This window comes from Pedobacter alpinus (assembly GCF_042684645.1).
GTDB classification, from domain to species: domain Bacteria; phylum Bacteroidota; class Bacteroidia; order Sphingobacteriales; family Sphingobacteriaceae; genus Pseudopedobacter; species Pseudopedobacter alpinus.
Window position 1 is genome coordinate 70,154 of sequence record NZ_JBHULV010000047.1, and the last position, 23,197, is coordinate 93,350.

Annotated in this window: 25 protein-coding genes; 13 read left to right on the plus strand and 12 right to left on the minus strand. The window is 31.2% G+C overall.

Going from position 1 to position 23,197, the window contains the following annotated elements; genetic code table 11:
- Positions 1 to 115: 115 nt before the first annotated feature.
- The 5 genes from murA to ACFSSE_RS13965 all read right to left on the minus strand — a co-directional run bounded on the left by murA (position 116) and on the right by ACFSSE_RS13965 (position 4,733).
- On the minus strand, positions 116 to 1,420 hold the full coding sequence (gene murA / locus ACFSSE_RS13945) for a UDP-N-acetylglucosamine 1-carboxyvinyltransferase (RefSeq protein WP_379046914.1): 1,305 nt from the start codon (positions 1,418 to 1,420) through the stop codon (positions 116 to 118).
- Positions 1,421 to 1,468: 48 nt separating this feature from the next.
- Positions 1,469 to 2,209, minus strand: a complete 741-nt coding sequence (locus tag ACFSSE_RS13950; RefSeq protein WP_379046911.1) for a DUF4290 domain-containing protein — start codon at positions 2,207 to 2,209, stop codon at positions 1,469 to 1,471.
- A 194-nt stretch (positions 2,210 to 2,403) separates the two neighbouring features.
- Positions 2,404 to 3,042 carry a uridine kinase family protein gene (locus tag ACFSSE_RS13955; protein WP_379046908.1) on the minus strand — a complete coding sequence of 213 codons (639 nt, stop codon included), beginning with the start codon at positions 3,040 to 3,042 and terminating at the stop codon, positions 2,404 to 2,406.
- Positions 3,032 to 3,949 carry a LysM peptidoglycan-binding domain-containing protein gene (locus ACFSSE_RS13960; RefSeq protein WP_379046905.1) on the minus strand — a complete coding sequence of 306 codons (918 nt, stop codon included), beginning with the start codon at positions 3,947 to 3,949 and terminating at the stop codon, positions 3,032 to 3,034. The genes ACFSSE_RS13955 and ACFSSE_RS13960 overlap by 11 nt, the downstream gene beginning before the upstream one ends.
- A 34-nt stretch (positions 3,950 to 3,983) precedes the next feature.
- Positions 3,984 to 4,733, minus strand: coding sequence for a DUF4905 domain-containing protein (locus tag ACFSSE_RS13965; protein ID WP_379046902.1), 750 nt, complete (start codon positions 4,731 to 4,733; stop codon positions 3,984 to 3,986).
- Between the two features lie 20 nt (positions 4,734 to 4,753).
- Here ACFSSE_RS13965 and ACFSSE_RS13970 point away from each other — a divergent pair, with 20 nt between their 5' ends.
- The 8 genes from ACFSSE_RS13970 (at position 4,754) to ACFSSE_RS14005 (ending at position 12,186) form a co-directional block, all read left to right on the plus strand.
- Positions 4,754 to 6,100, plus strand: a complete 1,347-nt coding sequence (locus ACFSSE_RS13970; RefSeq protein WP_379046899.1) for an NfeD family protein — start codon at positions 4,754 to 4,756, stop codon at positions 6,098 to 6,100.
- Positions 6,101 to 6,129: 29 nt separating this feature from the next.
- Positions 6,130 to 6,612, plus strand: a complete 483-nt coding sequence (locus tag ACFSSE_RS13975; protein ID WP_379046896.1) for a Dps family protein — start codon at positions 6,130 to 6,132, stop codon at positions 6,610 to 6,612.
- A 115-nt stretch (positions 6,613 to 6,727) separates the two neighbouring features.
- Positions 6,728 to 7,228 carry a pyridoxamine 5'-phosphate oxidase family protein gene (locus tag ACFSSE_RS13980; protein WP_379046893.1) on the plus strand — a complete coding sequence of 167 codons (501 nt, stop codon included), beginning with the start codon at positions 6,728 to 6,730 and terminating at the stop codon, positions 7,226 to 7,228.
- A 115-nt stretch (positions 7,229 to 7,343) separates the two neighbouring features.
- Complete coding sequence (locus ACFSSE_RS13985; protein WP_379046890.1) at positions 7,344 to 8,153, plus strand: hypothetical protein; 810 nt, start codon at positions 7,344 to 7,346, stop codon at positions 8,151 to 8,153.
- Entirely contained in the window at positions 8,146 to 9,048 is a 903-nt protein-coding gene (locus ACFSSE_RS13990) for a histone deacetylase family protein (RefSeq protein ID WP_379046887.1), read from the plus strand. Before ACFSSE_RS13985 ends, ACFSSE_RS13990 begins: the two co-directional genes overlap by 8 nt.
- A 3-nt stretch (positions 9,049 to 9,051) precedes the next feature.
- Positions 9,052 to 10,110: a nucleoid-associated protein gene (locus ACFSSE_RS13995; RefSeq protein WP_379046884.1), complete on the plus strand. Its 1,059-nt coding sequence runs from the start codon at positions 9,052 to 9,054 to the stop codon at positions 10,108 to 10,110.
- Between the two features lie 49 nt (positions 10,111 to 10,159).
- Complete coding sequence (locus tag ACFSSE_RS14000; protein WP_379046881.1) at positions 10,160 to 11,419, plus strand: putative DNA modification/repair radical SAM protein; 1,260 nt, start codon at positions 10,160 to 10,162, stop codon at positions 11,417 to 11,419.
- Positions 11,419 to 12,186 carry a TIGR03915 family putative DNA repair protein gene (locus ACFSSE_RS14005; protein WP_379046878.1) on the plus strand — a complete coding sequence of 256 codons (768 nt, stop codon included), beginning with the start codon at positions 11,419 to 11,421 and terminating at the stop codon, positions 12,184 to 12,186. Before ACFSSE_RS14000 ends, ACFSSE_RS14005 begins: the two co-directional genes overlap by 1 nt.
- Before the next feature lie 21 nt (positions 12,187 to 12,207).
- Here ACFSSE_RS14005 and ACFSSE_RS14010 read toward each other — a convergent pair whose 3' ends face one another.
- The 4 genes from ACFSSE_RS14010 to mazG form a co-directional block, all read right to left on the minus strand.
- Positions 12,208 to 13,539 carry an outer membrane beta-barrel protein gene (locus ACFSSE_RS14010; RefSeq protein ID WP_379046875.1) on the minus strand — a complete coding sequence of 444 codons (1,332 nt, stop codon included), beginning with the start codon at positions 13,537 to 13,539 and terminating at the stop codon, positions 12,208 to 12,210.
- Positions 13,523 to 14,092 (minus strand): RNA polymerase sigma factor, encoded by a 570-nt coding sequence (locus ACFSSE_RS14015; RefSeq protein ID WP_379046872.1) that lies wholly within the window; start codon positions 14,090 to 14,092, stop codon positions 13,523 to 13,525. Before ACFSSE_RS14015 ends, ACFSSE_RS14010 begins: the two co-directional genes overlap by 17 nt.
- A 9-nt stretch (positions 14,093 to 14,101) precedes the next feature.
- Positions 14,102 to 14,566 (minus strand): hypothetical protein, encoded by a 465-nt coding sequence (locus ACFSSE_RS14020; RefSeq protein WP_379046869.1) that lies wholly within the window; start codon positions 14,564 to 14,566, stop codon positions 14,102 to 14,104.
- 77 nt (positions 14,567 to 14,643) lie between these two features.
- A complete protein-coding gene (gene mazG / locus ACFSSE_RS14025; protein WP_379046866.1) occupies positions 14,644 to 15,441 on the minus strand; it encodes a nucleoside triphosphate pyrophosphohydrolase in 798 nt (265 codons plus the stop codon).
- A 221-nt stretch (positions 15,442 to 15,662) separates the two neighbouring features.
- Between mazG and ACFSSE_RS14030 the strand changes: the two genes are divergently transcribed.
- Positions 15,663 to 16,265 carry a TlpA family protein disulfide reductase gene (locus tag ACFSSE_RS14030; protein ID WP_379046863.1) on the plus strand — a complete coding sequence of 201 codons (603 nt, stop codon included), beginning with the start codon at positions 15,663 to 15,665 and terminating at the stop codon, positions 16,263 to 16,265.
- 6 nt (positions 16,266 to 16,271) lie between these two features.
- Here the strand turns inward: ACFSSE_RS14030 and mnmD are convergent, their stop codons facing one another.
- The 3 genes from mnmD to ACFSSE_RS14045 form a co-directional block, all read right to left on the minus strand.
- Positions 16,272 to 16,955 (minus strand): tRNA (5-methylaminomethyl-2-thiouridine)(34)-methyltransferase MnmD, encoded by a 684-nt coding sequence (mnmD, locus tag ACFSSE_RS14035; protein ID WP_379046860.1) that lies wholly within the window; start codon positions 16,953 to 16,955, stop codon positions 16,272 to 16,274.
- A gap of 31 nt (positions 16,956 to 16,986) precedes the next feature.
- The gene (locus ACFSSE_RS14040) at positions 16,987 to 17,481 is read right to left on the minus strand and encodes a rhodanese-like domain-containing protein (protein WP_379046857.1); all 495 of its coding nucleotides are present in this window, start codon (positions 17,479 to 17,481) and stop codon (positions 16,987 to 16,989) included.
- Between the two features lie 208 nt (positions 17,482 to 17,689).
- Positions 17,690 to 19,732 (minus strand): M13 family metallopeptidase, encoded by a 2,043-nt coding sequence (locus tag ACFSSE_RS14045; RefSeq protein ID WP_379046854.1) that lies wholly within the window; start codon positions 19,730 to 19,732, stop codon positions 17,690 to 17,692.
- Between the two features lie 191 nt (positions 19,733 to 19,923).
- On the opposite strand from ACFSSE_RS14045, the gene ACFSSE_RS14050 reads away from it, so the two are divergent.
- From ACFSSE_RS14050 to ACFSSE_RS14065, 4 genes are all read left to right on the plus strand, one after another.
- Complete coding sequence (locus tag ACFSSE_RS14050; protein ID WP_379046851.1) at positions 19,924 to 20,577, plus strand: DsbA family protein; 654 nt, start codon at positions 19,924 to 19,926, stop codon at positions 20,575 to 20,577.
- Positions 20,574 to 21,455: an SDR family oxidoreductase gene (locus tag ACFSSE_RS14055; RefSeq protein WP_379046848.1), complete on the plus strand. Its 882-nt coding sequence runs from the start codon at positions 20,574 to 20,576 to the stop codon at positions 21,453 to 21,455. Before ACFSSE_RS14050 ends, ACFSSE_RS14055 begins: the two co-directional genes overlap by 4 nt.
- A 300-nt stretch (positions 21,456 to 21,755) precedes the next feature.
- Complete coding sequence (gene rsmH / locus ACFSSE_RS14060; protein WP_379046845.1) at positions 21,756 to 22,808, plus strand: 16S rRNA (cytosine(1402)-N(4))-methyltransferase RsmH; 1,053 nt, start codon at positions 21,756 to 21,758, stop codon at positions 22,806 to 22,808.
- Between the two features lie 126 nt (positions 22,809 to 22,934).
- Positions 22,935 to 23,159 (plus strand): CDGSH iron-sulfur domain-containing protein, encoded by a 225-nt coding sequence (locus ACFSSE_RS14065; RefSeq protein WP_379046842.1) that lies wholly within the window; start codon positions 22,935 to 22,937, stop codon positions 23,157 to 23,159.
- Positions 23,160 to 23,197 lie beyond the last annotated feature (38 nt).

The window sequence follows — 23,197 nt, forward strand, 5'->3', positions numbered from 1 at the left end:
ACATACGCTTTGCCGTGTGATATAGTTTTATTTAAATTTAAATTTATACAGGCTTTAAGTAAATAGCAAATATCCTCGAAACAAAAAACTCTCCAATATTTGGAGAGTTTTTTGTTTAAATTCTTCTGATATCAGCACCTAACGCTTTAAGTCTGGTATCTATATCCTGATAACCTCGTTCTATTTGCTCGATATTATGTATAATACTTCTACCTGATGCTGATAGGGCCGCAATTAACAAAGAAACACCCGCTCTAATATCAGGCGAAGTCATTTCTATACCTTTCAAAGAATATCTTTTATCTAAACCAATAACTGTAGCTCTATGAGGGTCGCAAAGAATAATTTGGGCACCCATATCAATTAATTTATCAACAAAAAACAATCTGCTTTCAAACATTTTTTGATGAATTAATACCGAACCTTTAGCTTGTGTAGCTACTACTAATAATATAGATAGTAAATCAGGTGTAAAACCTGGCCATGGTGCATCAGCTACTGTTAAAATAGAACCATCAATAAAGGTATCTATCTCATAATTTTTTTGAGAAGGGATGTAAATATCATCTCCTCTTAATTCGAATTGAATACCTATACGTCTGAAAACATCTGGTATAATTCCCAATTCATTATAGCAAACATCTTTTATGGTAATTTCAGATTCTGTCATAGCAGCTAAGCCAATAAAAGAACCTATCTCAATCATATCCGGTAAAAGCCTATGTTCTGTACCGCCTAAAGCTTCAACACCGTTAATGGTTAATAAGTTAGAACCAATACCAGATATTTTTGCACCCATACGATTCAACATTTTGCAAAGTTGTTGCAAATAAGGTTCGCATGCTGCGTTATAAATAGTAGTAGTGCCTTTCGCTAAAACAGCAGCCATTACAATATTAGCCGTTCCGGTTACAGAAGCTTCGTCTAACAAAATAAATGTACCTTTTAATTGTGTTGCATCTATATTAAAAAAACCTGTTTCGTCATTATATATAAATTTAGCACCTAATTTCTCGAAACCTAAAAAATGGGTATCTAAGCGTCTTCTACCAATTTTATCGCCACCTGGTTTTGGGATTGCTGCCTTACCAAATCTTGCTAAAAGTGGCCCAACAATCATTATTGAACCTCGTAAACTGCCACCTTTAGCTTTGAAGGTTTGTGAGTGAAAAAAATCGAGATTAATATTTGCCGCTTGAAACTCGTAAGTATCTTTAGAAATTCTTTTGATATCAACTCCCAAATCTGCCAAAAGATCTATTAGTTTATTAACATCTTTAATATCAGGAATATTGCTAATGGTTACTTTTTCTGGGGTTAAAAGTACCGCAGCAAGTACTTGTAATGCTTCATTTTTAGCTCCTTGAGGTGTAATTTCACCTTTTAATGGTTTACCTCCACGAATCTCAAATGCGTTCATAAATTGTATTTATAATTTAGGGATTATTATTTTAAAATAAATCAAAAATTAATTTGATCTTCTGCTTCCGCTGTTGTTATTATTGTTGTTATTAGAGTAACTTCTTTGCTGACGACCACCCGATCCTTTATTATTATTGTTTTGGCGACCACCGTTGCTACTTCCCCCTCTGGTATTTGTTTTTTGAGTACGACCACCGCTGCTACTGCTAGTATTTGGAGGTTTTATTTCAACTTTGTTTAGCACAACATTTGAAACATCTAACTCTCCGTTAGATAAATCTTTTAAATCGCTAATAATTTGGTCATCAGAAACGTGGTCTTTATTCCAAACAACATAAGCCATTTTCATAAAATTAGCTATAGAATTTACCATGTGTTGTTTTTTGTCTTCTTCGGTAATTTCTTTGGCTCTTTTAATCATTAACTCTACAGTATGACCATAGTGTTTAACTTTAATACGTTTATGTGGGTAACCTAAAACTTCTGGACGAAAGTTAATTTCTTCTGTAGTAGGAGTAGGGTATGGAGAATCTACATCTATTTTAAATTTAGATATAATTTGTAAGTGATCCCATAATTTATGCTTAAAATCTGGTACATCTCTTAAATGAGGATTTAAAAAACCCATCATATCTATTACTACTTGCGCATACCTGTTACGCTCCTCTTTTGTAGGTAAGGCAACAATATATTCAACCATGTTTTGCACATTTCGGCCATATTCGGCTAAAATTAGTTTTTCTCTGGATGTATTGTAATCAAATGTTTGTTCTGTTGTGTTAATCATTTTTGAGTCTTTAAGCTTCTTTAAAGCCTTTTATCGTATTGTTCCAAGATAGATTTTGAAACAAATTTAATTAAAGCATTTGTGTTTTATTGCTATAACGATATTATGTTTTTTGGGGAATATTGTTACGTGATATTTATAAAGGTAATATATCTATAAACAAAATCAAATTATGTTAAACCAAATTATAAAAATTAAATGCCTAACTTATTTCTAAGTTCATTAGACATATCATCAGTTATATCTAAAACATTTCTGAGTTGATTGGTAGAATTATTTATGATTTTATCACATTTGCTGCGATAAGGTAACAAATACTCGTTATATGAAGGCATAACATGGTTTGACCATTTATACATCACATCTTCTTCAGAATAACCTCTCTCTATTAAATCTCTTTTCAACCTACGTTCTAAAGCTATTTCTGTAGCAGCATCTATAAAAATTCTATAATCAAAAATTGCATCAATTTTAGTGTAATGATAAATAAATAAACCTTCTAAAATTAAAATTGGGGCTGGTTTTATTTCTAATAACTTAGGGATTGCCAGCGGATTATTAAAAGTATATTCTTGTTTATACACCGTTTTATAGGCTAGCAAATCAAATACATCTTTTTCAAACTTATTAACTTCTATACAAGTTGGTAAATCGAAATTATGTAACCTATTTTCCTCAGCCGTCATTACACCTTGCGGAATGTAGTAATCATCCTGAGAAACCAAACAAACTTCTTCGCTTGAAAAATGGTTTAAAAAGCAATTTAAGAAAAAGGTTTTACCAGAGCCGCTACCACCTGCAACACCAATTACATAAGGTTTTTTATTGCTCATTTGGAATGCCAAAAGTTATATTTACTAAAAAACGCTTATCTAAAGCACCAACTGCATCTGCACAAGATTTTGTTAAAACAATAATTACATCTTTAGTGGTTTCATTTTCTGTGTATCTACCCACAACTTTAGCAAAAACACTTCTGTTAGACATAGGGTTGGTTATTTTTATAATTGTACCTACAGGCGCCGTACGGTGTAACGCGTAACTTTTAGTTGCATCCATGTTATTATCTTCTATCCAAACAGCTAAACCTTTATCGTTCATTTCGGTAATTCCGTAACGATTTTTCGGGATTTCAATACTTGCTTGCGAATCTGTAGAATCTAAATATTTGATTTTGTTGACAGGAGTGTTTGAACTAACGGGTTTTGAAACAGGTTTTTTATCTACCAAAACGGTATTACCAGCAGCATTTTTTTCTACGGTAGGTGTTAAACTTACTTCTTCACTACTAATAACTTTTAAAACTTGCCCAATACTTAGGTTGTTTGATTTTAAAGCATTCATCAGTTTTAAATCATCTACACGCATGTTATATTTGCTAGCAACAGCGTATAAGGTTTCTCCGGGAGCAACTTTATGTGTAGTTTCTTTTTTTGTTATTTTTTCATCTTTTTTTGGAGAAGAAAAACTGACTGGTTTATTACTAAAAATCTGATTAGTAGGTATTTTAACCACCTCACCGGGGTGTAACGACACATTTCCATTAAAATCCATAATTTTTGAAGGACTTAAATTATAAGTTCTACCTAAAGAGTAATAGGTTTCTTTTGCTTCAATTTTATGTAGAATAATTTTTTTGCCGTTTAAATTTTCTATGCCAATAGAATCTATTACGGGGTTTGCAAACACATTTACTGTGCCTAGCATCATCAATAAAAAAAGAAGGTTTTTATAATTCATGAAATGACTTTTATTCATTTTAAAAATTTTGCAATTATACGAAATAACTCACAATTTCAGTTTTGTTTTTGATATAAATCAACAAATTGTGCCACACAAAGAACGTATCAAAACCAACCTTTTGTATATCTTTATTTATTATATCTGTAAAAATAATCCCTTCATCTTTCTCTAACTTTATAAACTGGTTAATCTTTCCATCGGTCTGCTTAAAAAAAGAATTTATGGTCAATTCATTGAAATTCAACACGTAATTAACGTTTAATATTTCCTTTTCTTCGTATAGTTTTGGTAATAACAAATCGTTACCAATAGCAATATGATTACTTAACTCATCAACAGATATGTTTTTTATAAAACTGCCATTGGTGAAATTTAGGAGTTGAAATTTCCTTGGTAATATTTTTGAGTCATAAACCAATACGCCCTCTTTACTTATTAAGTGAATGGTTATACTAAAGTTTTGCCATAGTATTTTCTTCGCTTTTAAATCAAACGCTATTATCCCTTTTTGTACCGGAGATGATACTGACTCATAACTATTAAAATACGCAATACCACTTACAACTTGCGATAAACTCAGTAACCATTCTTCTTCAAAACTAAAATCTGTTAAAAGTTCTGTTTGGTTCTTAAAATCGTAAGCATAAAAAGAAACTTTTTTATCAATTGTTCTACATTCCCAAACAATAAGCTCTTGTTGCTCATCCAACGCTATTTTCCAAATAATACCATCACACTTTGCATTGTATGCTTCCTTTAATGTACCTTTATTTGTAATCATATTTCCAAAACTACTCAATTATGAAAAGTATTTATTGCTTGTTGGTAATTTTCGTATGTAGCCTTTTTAGCTTTACCGCATTAGGACAAACAAAAGTTTATCAATTAAATTTAAAAGAAGAAATTAACCCGGGCGCTTGGCGATCAACAAAAAAAGCCTTTGAAGAAGCCAAAGCAAATAAAGCAGAAGTTATCATTATTGATATGAATACCTATGGCGGGATGCTTGATTATGCAGATTCTATCCGAACAAAAATTTTAAATAGCCCTATAAAAACCATTGTTTATATTGATAATAATGCAGCATCTGCTGGCGCATTGATATCAATTGCTTGCGATAAAATTTACATGAGTAAAGGCGCCACTATTGGAGCGGCAAGTGTGGTAAATGGACAAGGCGAAGTATTGCCAGAAAAATATCAATCGTACATGAGGGGCTTAATGCGAACCACAGCCGAAACTAAGGGGCGTAACCCAAAAATAGCAGAAGGTTTTGTTGACCCCGATTTAGAAATTGCTGGTTTAAAGCCAAAAGGAAAAGTACTTACTTTAACAACAGCAGAAGCAATTACAAATGGCTATTGTGTTAATGAGGCTTCATCTATTGATGATGTTTTAAAACAAGAAGGCATTATTAATTATACTAAACAAAATTATATACCAACATTTACTGATAAAATTATAGGTTTATTAACACTACCAGCGGTAAGTAGCGTACTTATTTTACTAATGATTGGTGGAATTTATTTTGAGCTACAATCACCAGGGATTGGTTTTGCATTATTAGTAGCTATAGTTGCAGGCTTGTTGTTTTTTGCACCATTGTATTTAGAAGGCTTAGCCGAAAATTGGGAAATATTACTTTTTTTGGCGGGTATTGTTTTATTAATTTTAGAGATTTTTTTAATTCCTGGTTTTGGAGTGTTTGGTATAATGGGCATAATATGTATGGTAACTGGTTTGGCTTTAAGTTTAGTTTTAAACGATTTTTTTGATTTAAGTGTTAGCGGAAGTGAGCGCTTGGTACAATCTGTATTAATTGTTTTGGGTGCAATGGTAGGAGCTGTGTTTCTTTCTGTATTCTTTGGTGGTAACATTTTAAAATCTAGAGCTTTCCAAAGGTTGGTTTTAAAAGACGAACAACAATCTAAAGAAGGTTATCAGGTAACAAAACCTCAGTTTGATATGTTAGGTAAAAAAGGATTTGCCAAAACAGATTTAAGACCATCAGGTAAAATAGATATTAACGGAGAATGGTTTGATGCAGTTTCTAATGATGGGTTTATAGAAAATGGAACGGATATTGTTGTTTCTAAAATAGAAAATTACAACCTTATTGTTAGAAAGCAAACTAATGCTAACAGTTAGGTGTTTAAAAATACAAAACAACAAATATCATGACTGTAAACAAAATTGGATTAAAAGACAAAAACGTTATTGAATTAGCAGACCATTTAAACGTGTTATTAGCTAACTATCAAATACACTATCAAAAATTAAGAGGCTGCCATTGGAATATTAAAGGCCAAAACTTCTTTACTTTACATGTAAAGTTTGAAGAACTATACAACAATGCTCAATTCACTATTGATGAATTAGCTGAACGTATTTTAACATTAGCAAAATCGCCGTTAAGTACTTATAAAGACTATATTGAACATTCTGAAATTAAAGAAATTAAGACAGAAGGTTTATCTGAACAAAAAATGGTTGAAGAAATTTTAAGCGATTTTAAAAAATTAATTGAAATTGAGCGAGAAGTTATTGAAAACGCGTCTGAAAATGCAAATGATGAAGGTACTGCCGACATGATTACAGGCTTCTTGAAATTTCAAGAAAAAACCAGCTGGATGTTAAGAGCTTGGACAGGAAAAGCTTAAGTTTTAATTTAATTAAATACTTTAAAAAGTTCGATTTAAACCTCGGACTTTTTTTTGCTTATTATTTTATTACACAAAATTATTTTCTAAATAGTGAAAAATTATCAAAGAAAACATGACCGAAAAAGGTGAGAAAATTTTAAAACTTAGAAATTTAATTGATTATGTAAATGTTGCTATGTTAACATCTATGAAAGCTAACGGAAAGTTTTATAGCCGCCCAATGAATACGATGCAATTGGATGATGAAGGAAATGTTTTCTTTTTTTCTGATGAACATAGGCCAGATGTACACGATGTTTTGATTAATAATAACGTTTCTGTTACTTATACAAACCCAGAAAATAATACATACATCGCATTACAGGGCAAATTATTTTTAAATCACGATCAAGAAAAAATAAATAAGCTTTGGATACCTGCCATGAAAGCTTGGTTTCCGGAAGGGAAAGAAGACCCAGATTTAACATTAATTAGAGTTGAAATACTAAAAGCAGAGTATTGGGACAGTTCTGCAAGTGATATGATTGTGCTTTTTAATATGCTAAAAGCTATTTTTAAGGGCGAAACATTTTCACAAGGAGACCATCAGAAAATTGATTTTGATAAAATTTAAAGAAATTTTTAAATCATATCATCCATAAATTATAAAATTTAAGCCAGCTATTCACACAAAAAGTGTTTAAAATAATCAATAAACTTTAATCAAGTAGTTTATAATATGTCACATTATGAAAAAAGTAAAGACATTAGCAATTCTAAACTTAATTTTTTTCGGAATCGCATTCACCGTTTCAAATCTAAGTCAACTTAAAATATTTGGCGGCGTTACCAACAAAACAATATCAGACAAGTATGATACTATTTTTACACCAGCGGGAGTAACTTTTGCAATTTGGGGAGTAATATATTTAGCACTTTTCGGTTTTACAATATATAAATTAATTCAATCCGATAGGACTGACGCTCACGCATCAGTTAGTCAAGACATTTATAGAATTGGATACCTTTTTATCATCAATAATATAGCTACTACGCTTTGGGTCTTCGCTTTTACTTACGAGTATTTGTTTCTGTCTGTAGTGTTAATTTTTATTCAATTATTTAGTTTACTTAAAATATTTATTAACCTTAATTTGTTTGATAATAATAGATTGTTTACCAATAAATTATTTACTCAATTCCCCTTAACCATCTATTTCGCTTGGATTTGTGTGGCTTCAATTGCTAATACATCTCTTTATTTAATTTCTATAGGCTGGGATGGTTTTGGTATAGCTCCAAGTTTATGGGCTATCATTATGATTATTGTAACTATTGTGCTTTCTGTTTTTATAGTTAAGTTTAAAAGAAACCCTTTCTTTGGTTTAGTGGTTATTTGGGCATTATATGGAATAGTTTTAAAAAGAACAGCTGTTGATGAAATTGCTTATAGTAATGTGATTTTAACCGCATGGATTGGAATTGGTGTTTTAAGTATGTTAACATTATTTCAATTCTACAAAATAGCAACCTATAAGAAACATGAGTTAAATGCTTAAAATTGCTTACGATACCATTTATGCACACCCATTACCAGAAGGACATCGTTTCCCAATGTTAAAATATGAGTTAATTCCTTTACAATTAAAACATGAAGGTGTTATTACAGATGAGAACTTATTTACTCCAGAAATTTGTAACGAACAATGGGTTTTGCTTTCGCATGATGCAGCATATTGGACCAAACTAAAAAATCTAAATCTTAGTTATCAAGAAGAAAAGAGAACTGGTTTTCCTTTAAGTGCTCAGCTTGTTGAAAGAGAATTAAGAATAGCACAAGGCACAATTAACTGTTGCCATTATGCAATTAAATATGGTGTGGCTTTTAATGTTGCCGGTGGAACGCACCATGCTGGAAGTAATTGGGGCGAAGGTTTTTGTTTATTAAACGACCAAGCAATTGCAGCCAACTATTTATTAGCTAATAATTTAGCTTCCTCTATTTTAATTATTGATTTAGATGTACATCAAGGAAACGGAACAGCACAAATTTTTGAAAACAACCCAAAGGTTTTTACATTTTCTGTTCATGGAGAAAAGAATTTCCCTTTCCGTAAAGAAAAATCAGACTTAGATATTTCTTTGCCAGATGGTGTTAGGGATGATGAATACTTAAGCATTATCAATCAACATCTTCCACTATTATTTCAAAAGGTTAAGCCCGATTTTGTGTTTTTTCTTTCGGGTGTTGATGTGTTAGAAACAGATAAATTAGGTAAACTTGCACTTAGTTTAAAGGCTTGCCAACAAAGAGATCAATTAGTATTTCAGCAATGCTACCAGCGTAAAATACCTGTACAAGTAAGTATGGGAGGCGGTTACTCTGCCGATATTAAAGTGATAGTGGATGCGCATTGCAATACCTTTAAAACAGCAAACCAAATTTATTTTTAGAAAATGATTACATCTTTTGAAGCTTCCCTAAATCAATTATCTGTACATAAAGTAGGTAACAAAGCACAAGACGAATATATGGTTTTGTCTGATGCGCCATTGAGTGTTGAAGATGAAATGCTTAAAAACCTATTAATGACATACTTTTTGAAACCGTTTGAAAAGGTGAATGAGGTTTATAGGTTTACACATGCAACCAATGATTTGGCTTTAAATGAAATTTATCATTTTGCTAAAAAATGTTTTGAGAGTGGTAGCAATTTTCATGAAATTAGTCAACAAATAACTCGCCACTTATACGATGTTTCTAGTCATCCAAAAATAAAAGCAGGAGAGGTTTATGTGGTTTATTTTGATGCTGTACAAATTGAAGGTGAATTGCATAAAGCTTTAGGTATTTTTAAATCAGAAACTAAAGAAACTTATTTAAAGGTATATCCAGATGCCGGAGGTTTTTCTTTAAGTTACGAACAAGAAGCCATTAACATTCAGAAGCTTGATAAAGGTTGTTTAATTATAAATACCGAAGCAGAAGAAGGATATAAAGTTGTGGTGATTGACCAAACAAATAAAACGCAAGACGCAGCCGTTTACTGGAAAGATGATTTTTTAAAACTTAAAATCCGTAACGATAGTTTTAATCAAACACACAATGTTTTAGGCTTATATAAAAACTTTGTAACCGAGAAAATTGATGAAGAATTTGAAATTTCTAAACCTGATAAAATTGATTTGCTCAACAAATCAATGAAGTATTTTAAAGAAAAAGAAAAGTTTGATTTTGAAGAATTTTCTGATGAAGTTATAGGTAATGATGTTGCTGCAAAATCTTTTAAAAGCATGATGAACAATTATGAACAAGAGTTTGAAACACCTTTAAGTAATGGTTTTGATATATCTAACCAAGCCGTCAAAAAACAAGCTACTAACTATAAAACAGTTTTAAAATTAGATAAAAATTTCCATGTTTATATTCACGGCGACCGCCAATTGTTAGAGCAAGGTTTTGATGATGCTAAAGGTAAAAAATACATTACTTTATTTTACGATAAAGAATCTTAAATACTAAAATATTTAGTTTAATAACTAAATATTTTAGTATTTTTGTTTAATGAATTTTGATAGAATAAACGAAAAACTTTCCATTTTGGCTGATGCCGCAAAGTATGATGTTTCCTGTTCATCAAGCGGTAGCAATAGAAAAAATAAAAACAAAGGCTTAGGAGATTCTAGTGGAATGGGCATTTGCCATTCTTATACCGAAGACGGGCGTTGTGTTTCTTTACTAAAAATCTTACTCACAAACGTTTGTATTTATGATTGCGCTTACTGCGTCACTCGTAAAAGCAACGATATTAAAAGAGCCGCCTTTACTGTACAAGAAGTTGTTGATTTAACCATTAACTTTTACCGCCGTAATTATATTGAAGGTTTATTTTTAAGCTCGGGAATTTTTAAAGATGCTGATACCACTATGGAACGCTTAGTTTCTGTAGCTAAAAAACTGCGCTTAGAAGAAAATTTTAACGGTTATATTCATTTAAAAAGTATTCCTGGAGCTTCAGATGTTTTAATGAAAGAAGCTGGATTGTATGCTGATAGATTGAGTATTAATTTAGAATTACCAACAGCCGAAGGATTAAAATTATTAGCTCCAGATAAGAATAGACAGGATATGATTGATCCTATGACTTTTGTTAAAAATGAAATTGTAATTTATAAGGAGGAAAAAAAACTGTTTAAAAAAACACCAAAATTTGCACCTGGTGGGCAAAGCACCCAAATGATTATTGGTGCAACACCAGAAACAGATTTGCAAATTATACACACCGCAAATCATTTCTATAAAAATTTTAATCTAAAAAGAGTTTATTATTCGGGCTATGTGCCTATTTCTAACGATGAAAGGTTGCCTTCTTTACAATCACAAGTACCAATGCTTAGGGAAAACAGGTTATACCAAGCAGATTGGTTAATGCGTTTTTACGGTTTTAAAGCAACTGAAATTTTAGATGCAAATAAACCTTTTTTAGAACTAGATGTTGACCCAAAACTGGGTTGGGCATTGCGTAATCTTAATTTCTTTCCTTTAAATATTCAAGTTGCAGATTTTGAAGCTATACTAAGAATCCCAGGCGTAGGCGTAAAATCTGCTTGGAAAATTATTGAAGGGCGTAAATTTTGTAAATTAAATTTACAGCATTTGCAAAAAATGGGCGTTGCTGTAAATAGGGCTCAACATTTTATCAGTTTCACCTCTGCATTTATTAAAACTGATATTTTACAGCAAGAAAACTTAAAAAGTATTATTCTTAATAATGTAAAAAGTAAATACCAAAATCACTATACACCACAACTAAGTTTATTTTAATGGTAACGCTTTTAACTTACGACCATAGTTTAGATGGTTTTTTTACAGCCGTATTTGAAGTTTACGAGTATAAAATTGTTGAACCAGAAATTAGAAAAGAAGGTTTGCCTTTACCTGGTTTTTTTTATGGTTTACACCGAGTAATTACCAACAGCAATAAAGCAGATAGGGTTTATCAAAAACTGAAAATTTTATTGAAAGAAAAAGGAATTAGACAAATTATTTACAGCTTGCTAACAGAAGAAGAGCATTGTGAAAGACCAATTTTAGAAGTGATAAAATACGCGATAGCCAACCCAAATCGTTATGTTTTAAGCAATATGACCAATCAAGCTGTACTGAAACTGGAAAGATATACCAAACAAGTAAGCAGAGAAAAACATAGAATGGAAGCTTTTGTGAGGTTTAAATTAACTGCTGATAATATTTATTTTGCGGAAATAGAACCGGATTTTAATGTAATGCCTGTTATTGCCAAACATTTTAGAGATAGGTATCAAGACCAAAAATGGCTAATTTTTGATCAAAAAAGGCACTATGGGATGTATTACAATCTTATAAGCATAGAAACGGTTGAAATGAAATTTAACCACCAAACTAAAAAAAATGAAGGAATAGAAATGTTAGCCTCTGAGGAAGATTTATACCAAAGTCTTTGGCGCACTTATTTTGATAGAACTAACATAAAGGCTCGTAAAAACACCCGTTTACACGTTCAACATGTACCTAAGCGTTATTGGAAGTATTTAACAGAGAAGCAGTTTTAAATTTATGTATTTGTAAAAACATTATTTTCCGAAATTCAGTTTAAAACTTATTCCACCCGATCCAATTTTCAAATCCTGATAACCTAATCCATTTAATGGGTATTTCATAAATGGTTCTAATGAAATACTATTTGTTTTGCTAATTGGGTACAACACACCAAAAGAAAAATTGATTGTACGGGCAAATTGAAAATCGTTAAAAGAACTTTCGGGGTTATTTTGTACAGAAGTAATGGTGTTTTTATTGGCAAAGCCGTTTAAAGAATAACTTACTACAGAAAGTTGATTAACGTATTTTTCATTAAGTAAACTATAAGAGCTTAAACCTGTAGTAATAAATGTATTGGCTTTACCTACTTTAAAATCTAATTTAAGATTAATTGGAATATCAAAACCAACTAATCTTGCGCTTGTTTCTAAAGCACTTGGTAAAGCATTAAAAGAAGAATTACCAGTAAGTGGTGCTGACGCAGCCACATTCTTAAAGTTATTGCTGTTTTGATTACCATCAAAATTAGTAGTTTGCCTATTTATTGCAATTCCAGTGTTAATGCTTAGCTTTTTACTCAACCTAAATTCAGACAAAACACCAACACCAATATTTGGTTGGTTATTAACTTGGTTGGCTGTGAAATTATAATAAGTATTGGCATCAAAAGTAAGGTTGAAATTGCTTTTTTTAGATTTTGATTCCACAGCTTTATTTGGTGTAAGTTCCTTTAAACTAGGTTTGCTTATGTCTTCTAAATTAAGCTTAGCCAAAAAAGTATCGTTTTTAAACCTATTTTCAGGAGTGCTTTGTGCCAATTTTGGTGTTACAATATCAGCTTTATTATTTGATGAAAATGTTATTTGATAAATAGTATCTTTTTGAACAGAAACCGGTAAAATAGCTATTCTGCTATTTTCAATCTGATTATTTGATAACAAAGCTTCTTGGGGAATATAGACTTTGCCTTTTGTTTTTTCTCCGCTATTAGCTAAAGTATTTGAGCTTTGCGAAAGGGCAGTTTTGTCGTCTTTATTTAAATAAGATTTGCTAGAATACTCTTTATCTATATTTTCTAATTTACCATCGGTATTATTTTCTGAAATATTTTCTTTAATGGCTGTTTGGGTAATTTGAGATTTTTTATCTGTTATGCTATTATAATCAATACCGTTAAATAACCAAATCAATGCTAAAGCGGCAGCAACCCCAGTTGGTATGGTGTACCAAAAAACAAGGCCTCTTTTTTTTCTATTTTGCTGTTTATTAAATTGCTTCCACCCATCATCTGCCAATAAATCATCATAATGATCATAGGTGTCTTTAATGTGGTTTCTTAATTCTTTATCAAATAGCTCTTTCATAGTTCAAATAAAAATGAGCTTTAACTAATTTTCTTAATTTTTCTTTTGCCCGTGATAAGTAAACTCTTGAACTGCTAGAAGGCATTTCCAATATATCAGAAATCTCTTCGTGAGTATAGCCGTCAATCTCATAAAGGTTAAAAACCATGCGGTGCATTTCTGGTAATTCTTTTAATAAGCCTAAGATTTCCTCGGCACTTATTTTACTAATAATATTTGGGTCAACTACGTTTTCTTCTGCTTTCTCAATATCTAAAACAGCAGCATGTTTTAAATTTTTTCTTCTATTATCTATTGCTGAGTTCACTACAATTTGCCTAAACCAAGGTTTAATTAATCTGTTATCATCAAAGGTTTTAATGGTTTTAAATAGTTTTACAAAAGCGTCGTTTACAGCTTCTAAAGCATCATCTCTATTAATGCAATACCTTAAAGAAATTCCAATAGCGTAGCCATAAAAGTTTTTGTAAAGCATTTCTTGCGCTTTAACATCATCTTTACGGCATTTATCAATTATTTCTTGTTCGCTGTATTGGCTATACGGCTTTCGCATTAATTATAGTTAAAAATTAATTTTTAAAACTGTAATGGTTGCAGATTTAGTTACTGTGCTTTTAGTACTATTTGGATATGGGTCAACCTTAAGTAATATACCTTTATAAGATTGATTATTTAAACTGAAAGAAACAGTATCTGACTTAAAGTTTTTTGTTGGTGATAATTTGAGCGTAAAGTTTGTGGAATCTGATTTTTGGTATGCAGTAACATTTACCAAAGCTTCACCAGCCCAAACACATGCTATATCCTCATCCTCTGGGCATCTGATATCATTAATTGTATCAACATAAAATTTTAATCCTATTAATGTATCACTACCAAACCAAATACTTTCTGTTTTAGCTAATTCAACAACCTCCCCAAAACTCACAATCTTTTTAGTTTCATTGGTCTTTTCGCAAGCCATAAAACCAATGGCTACAAATACAAAAAAACCGTAAACAAATGATTGAAAATTATTTAAATACATTGTGTTAATTTTTATTTTGGCTTAAATACCTTAATTAAACATCAGTACGCATCAAAGTTGAATTACGATACAAAAAACTATATATTTTTTGCTTCGTTCCAAAAAACATCCATTTCGGCCAAAGTCATATCTTGCAAAGATTTATTTAGGTCTTTTGCTTTAGATTCTAAGTACTGAAATCTTTTTATAAACTTTCTATTGGTTTTTTCTAAAGCATTTTCTGGATTTATATTTATAAAACGAGCATAATTAATTAAAGAAAAAAGTAAGTCTCCAAATTCTCCTTCGGCTTTTTCTAAATCAATTTCGGAGTAATCAGCTACGTTAAATTCATCTTTAAACTCTTGCAATTCTTCTTCTACTTTTTCCCAAACTTGTTCTTTTTCTTCCCAATCAAAACCAACACCTCTAGCTTTTTCTTGTATCCGCGATGCTTTTACTAAAGCAGGCAAAGAGGAGGGAACACCACCTAAAACAGATTTATTACCTTCTTTCAGCTTTATTTGCTCCCAATTTTGCTTAACCTGTTCTTCGGTTTCTGCAATAACATCTCCGTATATGTGTGGATGTCTATTGATCAGTTTTTCGCAAATTCCGTTTAAAACATCAGTAATATTAAAATCATTTGTCTCTGAACCTATTTTAGCATAAAAGACTAAATGAAGCATTAAATCGCCCAATTCTTTTCTTATCTCTTGCATACCGCCCTCCAAAATGGCATCAGAAAGCTCATAAGTCTCTTCTATGGTTAAATGGCGCAAACTTTCCATGGTTTGCTTTTTGTCCCAAGGGCATTGCTTGCGCAAATCTTCCATAATAGCTAAAAGTCTTTCAAAAGCTGTTGCAGGTTGTAATTGTTGATCGAATACGTTCATAAAAAAGATTTTTACTCAAATATATTGGAAATAGTTTTACAGACGCTTACTTTGTTGTTTTTACAGTCTATAAAGAATCAGTATTTGAGTTTTTCTAAATAATTATCATTCTATTATTATGTTTCTTTTTAATGCTAAACAAGAATTATTAAGTACATTGATAAAAAACATGCTTAAATATAAATATGATTCATTTGGTCATATCTTAAAAATTAAAATCAATGATAAAAAATATTAAATGGCTCAACTGGTCAAACATATCTTCAGCAATCATATTCGTTTTTATTGGCATCATGTTAATTAGCCCAACTGTTAAAGGTGTGGTTATACAAGGTTTAATGAAAATAGGCCTATTTCAGCCAGATATACCAAGTAAAAAAACATCAATAGCGCTCAATAATAAGAACAGCAGTATTGAAGGAGTGCTATTTAGAAACGAAAAAGGTGAGGTTGTTAATTTAAGCGAATTAAGAGGTAAAGTAGTTTTTATTAATTTTTGGGCAACTTGGTGTCCGCCTTGCGTTGCAGAAATGCCGAGTATTAATAACCTAAAACAGAAATTTAAAAATAATGCTAATGTTGTAATTTTAATGGTTGATGCTGATAATAATCCAGAGAAATCACAAAAATTTATGAGAAGAAAGAATTATGATTTAGAGGTTTTTACGCCAGCAAGCCAAATACCAGAAGATTTATTTGGGACTGCATTACCAACTACTGTATTGCTTAATAAAAAAGGACAAATTGTTTTTAGGCATGAAGGAGGGGCAGATTATGCAAATAATGAATTTCAGGATTATATAGAAAAGCTATCGCAAGAATAGAATTAATTAAACCTTAACAGCTCTAAGCATTTCTCTTTTACCAGCAGCACCAGGTGCTTTTTCAATTTGCATTCCTAAAGATTTCATTATTCTTTTTAAATCTCCAGTAATGGCATAAGTTACAAATACACCACCTATTTTTAAGAAGCTAAGAATGTGAGTAATAAATTCTTTTGTCCATAACTCAGGTTGGTTATTTGATGCAAAAGCGTCAAAATATATCACGTCAAATTTTAAAGGGGACGTATAAATTTTAGCATCTGCATGTGCGATATGTAAATTGCAAAAATTATTTAGCATTACCGTTTCTTCAAGCGAAGTTTGATATTTTTTTATAAAAGCATCCCAAGTATTTGCTGATACCAATGCAGCATAATTAGTTTCTTGAATGAGCTCTAAATCCAAAGGAAAAGCTTCAATACCAACATAATTTAGTTGAATTTCTTTTGCGGTACAATAATCATTAGTTAGTAAAAAGTTTAAACCAGTACCAAAACCTACCTCCAAAACAGAAACACTTTCTAAATTCTTATCTGCTAAATAATAGCGCAAACCAGAGTTTAAAAAAACGTGGTTACTTTCTTGCACTGCACCATGTTTACTATGGTAATTTTCATTAATAATAGGATGAAATATAGTACTTGAACCGTCTGCAGTTGTTACTACTTTTAGTTGTTCTTTTGGAAGCATATAAAAAATGAAGATATAACTATTTGTGATTTTAATTAACTTTTGTGCCTTTTAACACCCATTTAGACCAGTTTTTATTATAGGTATGTATTTCTGTTGTTTGCACACCATTTGATTTATAAATAGGATTACCTTCATTTACCCATTCAAAAATACTTCCGTAAAGATTATAAACATTTTGATAACCGTTTTTAAGGAGTTTTTCGCCAATTTTCTCGCTTCTATAACCCACAGAACAATAAACTACAATGGTTGCATCTTTAGGGATGTCATATACTTTACGCATATCAAACCAAATATAACCAACATTGCGGGCATTTTTAAGATGGCTCACTTCAAATTCTTCCTTTTCTCTTGTATCTAAGAGGTAAACGTTTTTTAAATGTTTTAGAGAATCAACAGACATTAAAGGAACTGTATGATCGTACATATTGTCTAACATTTCTTTAAATTCTGGTGTTTTTATTTGAGCAAAAACAGCATAAGGTAACGAGAGTAATATATATAACCAAAGTTTTTTAAGCATGATTCATTAACGAATGATAAATTTATTTGTTGTTAAATTTACTAATATAAATTTTTTAGAAATTGTTTTAATTTATTATCAAATTCTAATAATAAATTATATAAATATAAAAATAATAGCTTATAAACTCATTTTTATTGACAAATAAAGCATTTAAAGACATAAAAAAAACCGGAGTTTAAGCTCCGGTTTTACAATAATTATGGTGTTACCAAATTTTTATTCTGCTTTCGGGTGCTTTGTATAATTTATCACCTTCTTTAACATTAAATGCTTTATACCAAGCATCCATATTTACTATTGCACCTATGGTTCTGTAAGGACCGGGTGAATGTGAATCAGTTATTAATAATTGTGCTGCAGTTTCTGGTAAAATATTTCCTTTCCACACTTGTGCCCATGATAAGAAGAAACGTTGATCTGGTGTAAATCCATCAATTTTATCTTCAGACTTACCTTGTTTAGTCATTTTAAATGCTTCATAAGCTACATTTAATCCACCTAAATCTCCAATGTTTTCTCCCATAGTTAATTTACCGTTAACATGTAAAGTATCTAACACAGTGTAAGCGTTAAACTGATCTGCAAGGGCTGCAGTTTTTGCTTTAAAATTTGCTAAATCTTCTGGTGTCCACCAATTGCGTAAAGTTCCATCTTTATCGTATTGACTGCCGCTATCATCAAAACCATGTGACATTTCATGTCCTATTACAGCACCAATACCACCGTAATTAACAGCATCATCTGCATTAGCATCAAAGAAAGGAAATTGTAATATACCTGCTGGAAAAACAATCTCATTCATAACCGGACTGTAATAAGCATTAACAGTAGGAGGGGTCATGCCCCATTTGGTTTTATCAACTGGTTTACAAAGTTGGTTAACCATTTTATTATAGCCCCAAACACCAGCATTTCTTAAGTTTTGAAAATAAGTTGCTTTGTTAATCTCCAAACCATCATAAGTTTCCCATTTATCTGGATAGCCAATTTTTGGTGTAAAAGCATGTAGTTTATCTAAAGCTTTCTGCTTCGTAACATCGCTCATCCAATCTAATTGTTTAATGCGTACTTCGTAAGCTTTAGATAAATTATTTACTAATTCGGTCATTCTAGCTTTAGCTTCTGGCTTAAAGTATGTTTTTACATAAATTTGCCCTAATAACTCACCAATAGTTCCATCAGTTAAAGAAGACATTCTTTGCCATCTTGGTGTTTGAACTTTTTGCCCCGTTAATACTTGAGAAAATGCAAAACCAGCGTTTACAAAAGAAGAGCTTAAATTATTGCTAGCACTTTTTAAAACATTCCATTTTAAATAAGTTTTCCATTGTTCTAATGGTATTGTTTTTAACAATTCATTGGTTTTGACAAAAAAAGCTGGGTTACCCACCAAAATAGAATCTTCGCCACTTACTTTCATTTTTAGCAATAAATTTTTCCAATCTAAATTTGGAGTAGTTTTGCTAAAATCAGCAATGCTAAATTTATTATAAGTTTTGTAGGGGTCTCTCATTTCAACCCGGCTCATTTGTGCCTCAGCAAAAGTTTTTTCGATGCTAAAAATTTGCTCAGCATTTTTTTGAGCTTCGGCAGCGGTTGTTCCTGTTAAAGTGAAAAGCTTAATAATAAAATCGTTATACGCTGCTCTTATTTTTTGAGAACGAGCATCGTCTTTTAAATAATAATCTCTGTCTGGCAAAGTTGTACCTCCTTGACTTAACTGAGCCATCATTAAAGCAGGATTTTTACGGTCTTGACCCACATAAAAACCAAACATTGGCGATCCAATACCTTTAGTTCTCATAGTAGCAACTTCGTTTATTACTCCGCTTAAGTCTTTAATAGCATTTATACGCTCTAAATCTGGTTTAATAGGAGTATAACTTAATTTTTCAATGGTTAAGCTATCCATACCTGCTGCATAAAAATCTCCAACTCTTTTTTCTATCGAACCAGCAGCTGCGCTTTTATTATTATAAGCATTAGTAAGAATAGTTTTAACCGCATTAATATTAAAATCTCTTAAAACATTAAAACTTCCCCAACGGGTTTCTTTTGCTGGTACCGGATTATTTTTAATCCAATTACCACTGGCATAAGTATAAAAATCGTCGCCTGGTTTAACAGTTAAATCCATGTTGTTAGCGTCTATAAATTTTATAGATGCTTTGTTTTGTGCTATTGAAGGTGTTTGGGATGTTAAAATCCCAAACGTTATTAAAAGGCTGTGACTTAATTTAATTTTCATAAAATATTTATTTTTTGATAATTGAAGGTAGGATAGGACTATCATTAAAACAAGAAACCAATAGGATTGTTACTTATTAATCAACAAGCTACAAATGATGTAAGATGAAAATGACAATTCTGTTAAATCAACCTTCCATTTTTTACCATCTATAAACATTTGACCTGTTATTTTGACTTAGTTTTGTATCCATGATGCAAGAAAAACCCAAATTGATTTACGTTTATGATGCTTTATGTGGCTGGTGCTACGGATTTAGTGCTGTAATGCATAGTCTTTTTGAAAAGTATCATCATCAATTTGATTTTGAAGTTATTAGTGGAGGTATGGTTTTAGGAGATAGGCAAGGACCAATTTCAGAATCCGCAGAATTAATAAAAAGTCATTACCCAAAAGTTCAGGAAACAAGCGGAGCTATTTTTGGTGATGCTTTTTTAGCAGTATTAAACGAAGGAAGTCAATTTCAAAGTTCAGAAAAACCAGCTATTGCATTATGTGTGTTTAAAAGTTTTGAACCTCATAAAGTTGTATTATTTGCTCATGATATTCAAATAGCAAAATTTATTGATGGGATTGATTTAAATATTGATGATAATTATTTGCCTTTAATATCAAACTACAATATCTCTGAAAAGGAGTTTTTAGAAAAATTAAAAAGCGAAGAGTATAAGCAAAATGCTTACTATGATTTTGCTTTAGCAAGGCAATTACAAGTTTCTGGCTATCCTGCTGCTTTTATTCAAACTTCTGAACGTAATTTTTACATGATTACCAAAGGATACAGTGATTTGGCCACTATGGAGCTTAGGGTTGAAAACGTATTAAAAGAAACAGCAAAGGCATGAATAAGATAGCAATTATTGGTGCAACCGGCTTAATTGGAAAACCCGTAACGCAAGAACTTATTGCTGCTGGGTTTGATATTACTATTATTGCAAGAGATGTAGGAAAAGCTAAACTTTATTTTCCAAATCAGAAAATTGTTTATGCAAATTTAGATGATAAAAAAAGCTTAATAGCTGCTTTAAAAGACCATCAATCCCTGTATTTGAGTATACACATTAACCAAAAAACAAATAAAAAAGAATTTATTTGTGAAACAGATGGCTTAATTAATTTATTAGAAGTAGCTAAAAATATCGGAATAAAAAGAATAGCTTATTTATCATCAACTATAAAAAATTTCCAAACAAGAAGTTGTTCAACTTGGTGGGTTTTTGCCGCTAAACAAAAAGCCGTACAGTTAATTAAAGGTTCTGGCATTCCTTATACCATTTTTTATCCATCATGTTTTATGGATTCCCTGGAAAGAAATAGGTTATTGACCGGAGGTAATAACATAAATATCTTTGGGAAATCTAATCAAAAGATATTTTGGATAAGCGCACAAGATTTTGGTAAACAAGTGGTTAAATCTTTTAAAGTTTTAACTGATGAGAACAGAGAATATCAAATTCAAGGTTTTGATGCCCATACTTATAAAGAAGCTGTTGAGGTTTTTAAAAGTTACTATATAAAAAAGCCTTTGATAATTATTAAAATGCCAATGGGCATTTTAAGGCTTTTAGGTAAAGGTTCAACTAAATTTAATTTTGTTTATCATATTGCAGAAGCTATAAATAAACACCCGCAAAAGTTTGATGCGCAATTTACTTGGGATGAATTAGGTAAACCTACCGAAACGTTGAAGGATTTTACGATAAGAATTCAGGAAAAAGCTTAGATAGTAAATAAATAAATTCTAAACAGTCTCTTAGAGCCTGTTTAGAATTTATATTGTGAAAATGTTTATAGCTTATTTTTGAGCGAAAAGAGGCAAATTTTGGAGAGATAGTAAAGCTCCTATCTCGAAAACTGCTTTAGCACTCTTGAGTTCCTTTTAAAAAATTAATGTATCGAAAAAATTTAACGAATTTGTAGCCGAAAAGAAGTATAAACAAATTATTAGATAAATTTTAAACAGGCTCTTATAAACTCTTATTATTTTTATTGCCATACCAAATGTAAATTTTAGTTTTACAAAATGGAAGATCAAACACCAAAAAGTACGCGTAGGGTTCGTTATAAGGGTACACACCCAAAATCTTTTAAAGAAAAATATAAAGAATTACAGCCTGATCAGTTTTCTGATGATGTTGAAAAAGTAATGCAACAGGGGCGTACACCTGCTGGTATGCACCGTTCTATATGTGTTGATGAAATTTTAGAGTTTTTACAAATTAAACCAGGCCAAATTGGTATGGATGCAACTTTAGGTTATGGTGGCCATAGCTTAGAAATGCTTAAACATTTAATGCCTAATGGGCATTTATATGCAACCGATGTTGATCCTTTTGAATTACCAAAAACAAGAGATAGGTTAGCTGCTTTAGGTTATGGGCCAGAGGTGTTAACCATTAAAAAAATGAATTTTGCTGGTATTGACTTAATTGTAGAAGAAGCAGGTTTACTCAATTTTATTTTGGCAGATTTAGGGGTTTCATCTATGCAGATAGACAATCCAGATAGGGGGTTTTCATTCAAAATTGAAGGGCCATTAGATTTAAGGCTTAACCCAAACAGCGGGAAATCTGCAGCAGCATTATTAAAAACAATTTCTTACGAAAAATTAGCAAGCTTATTTATTGAAAACTCTGATGAGCCTTATTATGAAGAAATTGCATCAGCAATAATTGCTACCATAAAACAAGGAATAAGTATAAATACAACCACTCAACTTAAAGAAATTATAAAAGAAGCATTATCATATTTACCTCCAAATACTAGAAATGAAGATATAAAAAAAGCTTGTCAGCGTTGTTTCCAAGCTTTAAGAATTGAAGTAAATAATGAATTTGGTGTATTAGATAAGTTTTTAGAAAAATTACCTGAAGCATTAGCTCCGGGTGGGAGAGTAGCAATTTTATCTTTTCACTCTGGTGAGGATAGAAGAGTAAAAAAAACATTTCAGGCGTTGTACAGAGCTGGTGTTTTTAGTGCCGTTGCGCCAGACCCTATAAGAGCAACACCAGAAGAATGCCATACTAACCCTAGAGCAAAATCGGCAAAATTACGGTGGGCAATTATGGCAGAGTAGTTTTTTATGGTTGCTAAATAAAGCGAATTAATGAGATTAGACTCATTCTATATTAAAAAGGTATAGTTTAAATTCACCATTTTACCATTATAAAATTTATACTTTTGAAATTAAACAACTAATAATATGTCTAAAACAAAATTAACAGTTAACAATAATGGCTCTTTAAAAGTACAAGGAGAGTTTGAAATTGTGGATAAGGATGGTACAGTATATAATTTACAAGGCAGAGATATAGTTTCTATTTGCAGGTGTGGCTTATCGCAAAACAAGCCGTTTTGTGATGGTTCTCACAAAGGTCATTTCGAACACGATGCAATAGCGTTTGATTTACCTCCAAAAAAAGTTTAAAACTTCAAAAGCCATTTAGATTAATTTCTAAATGGCTT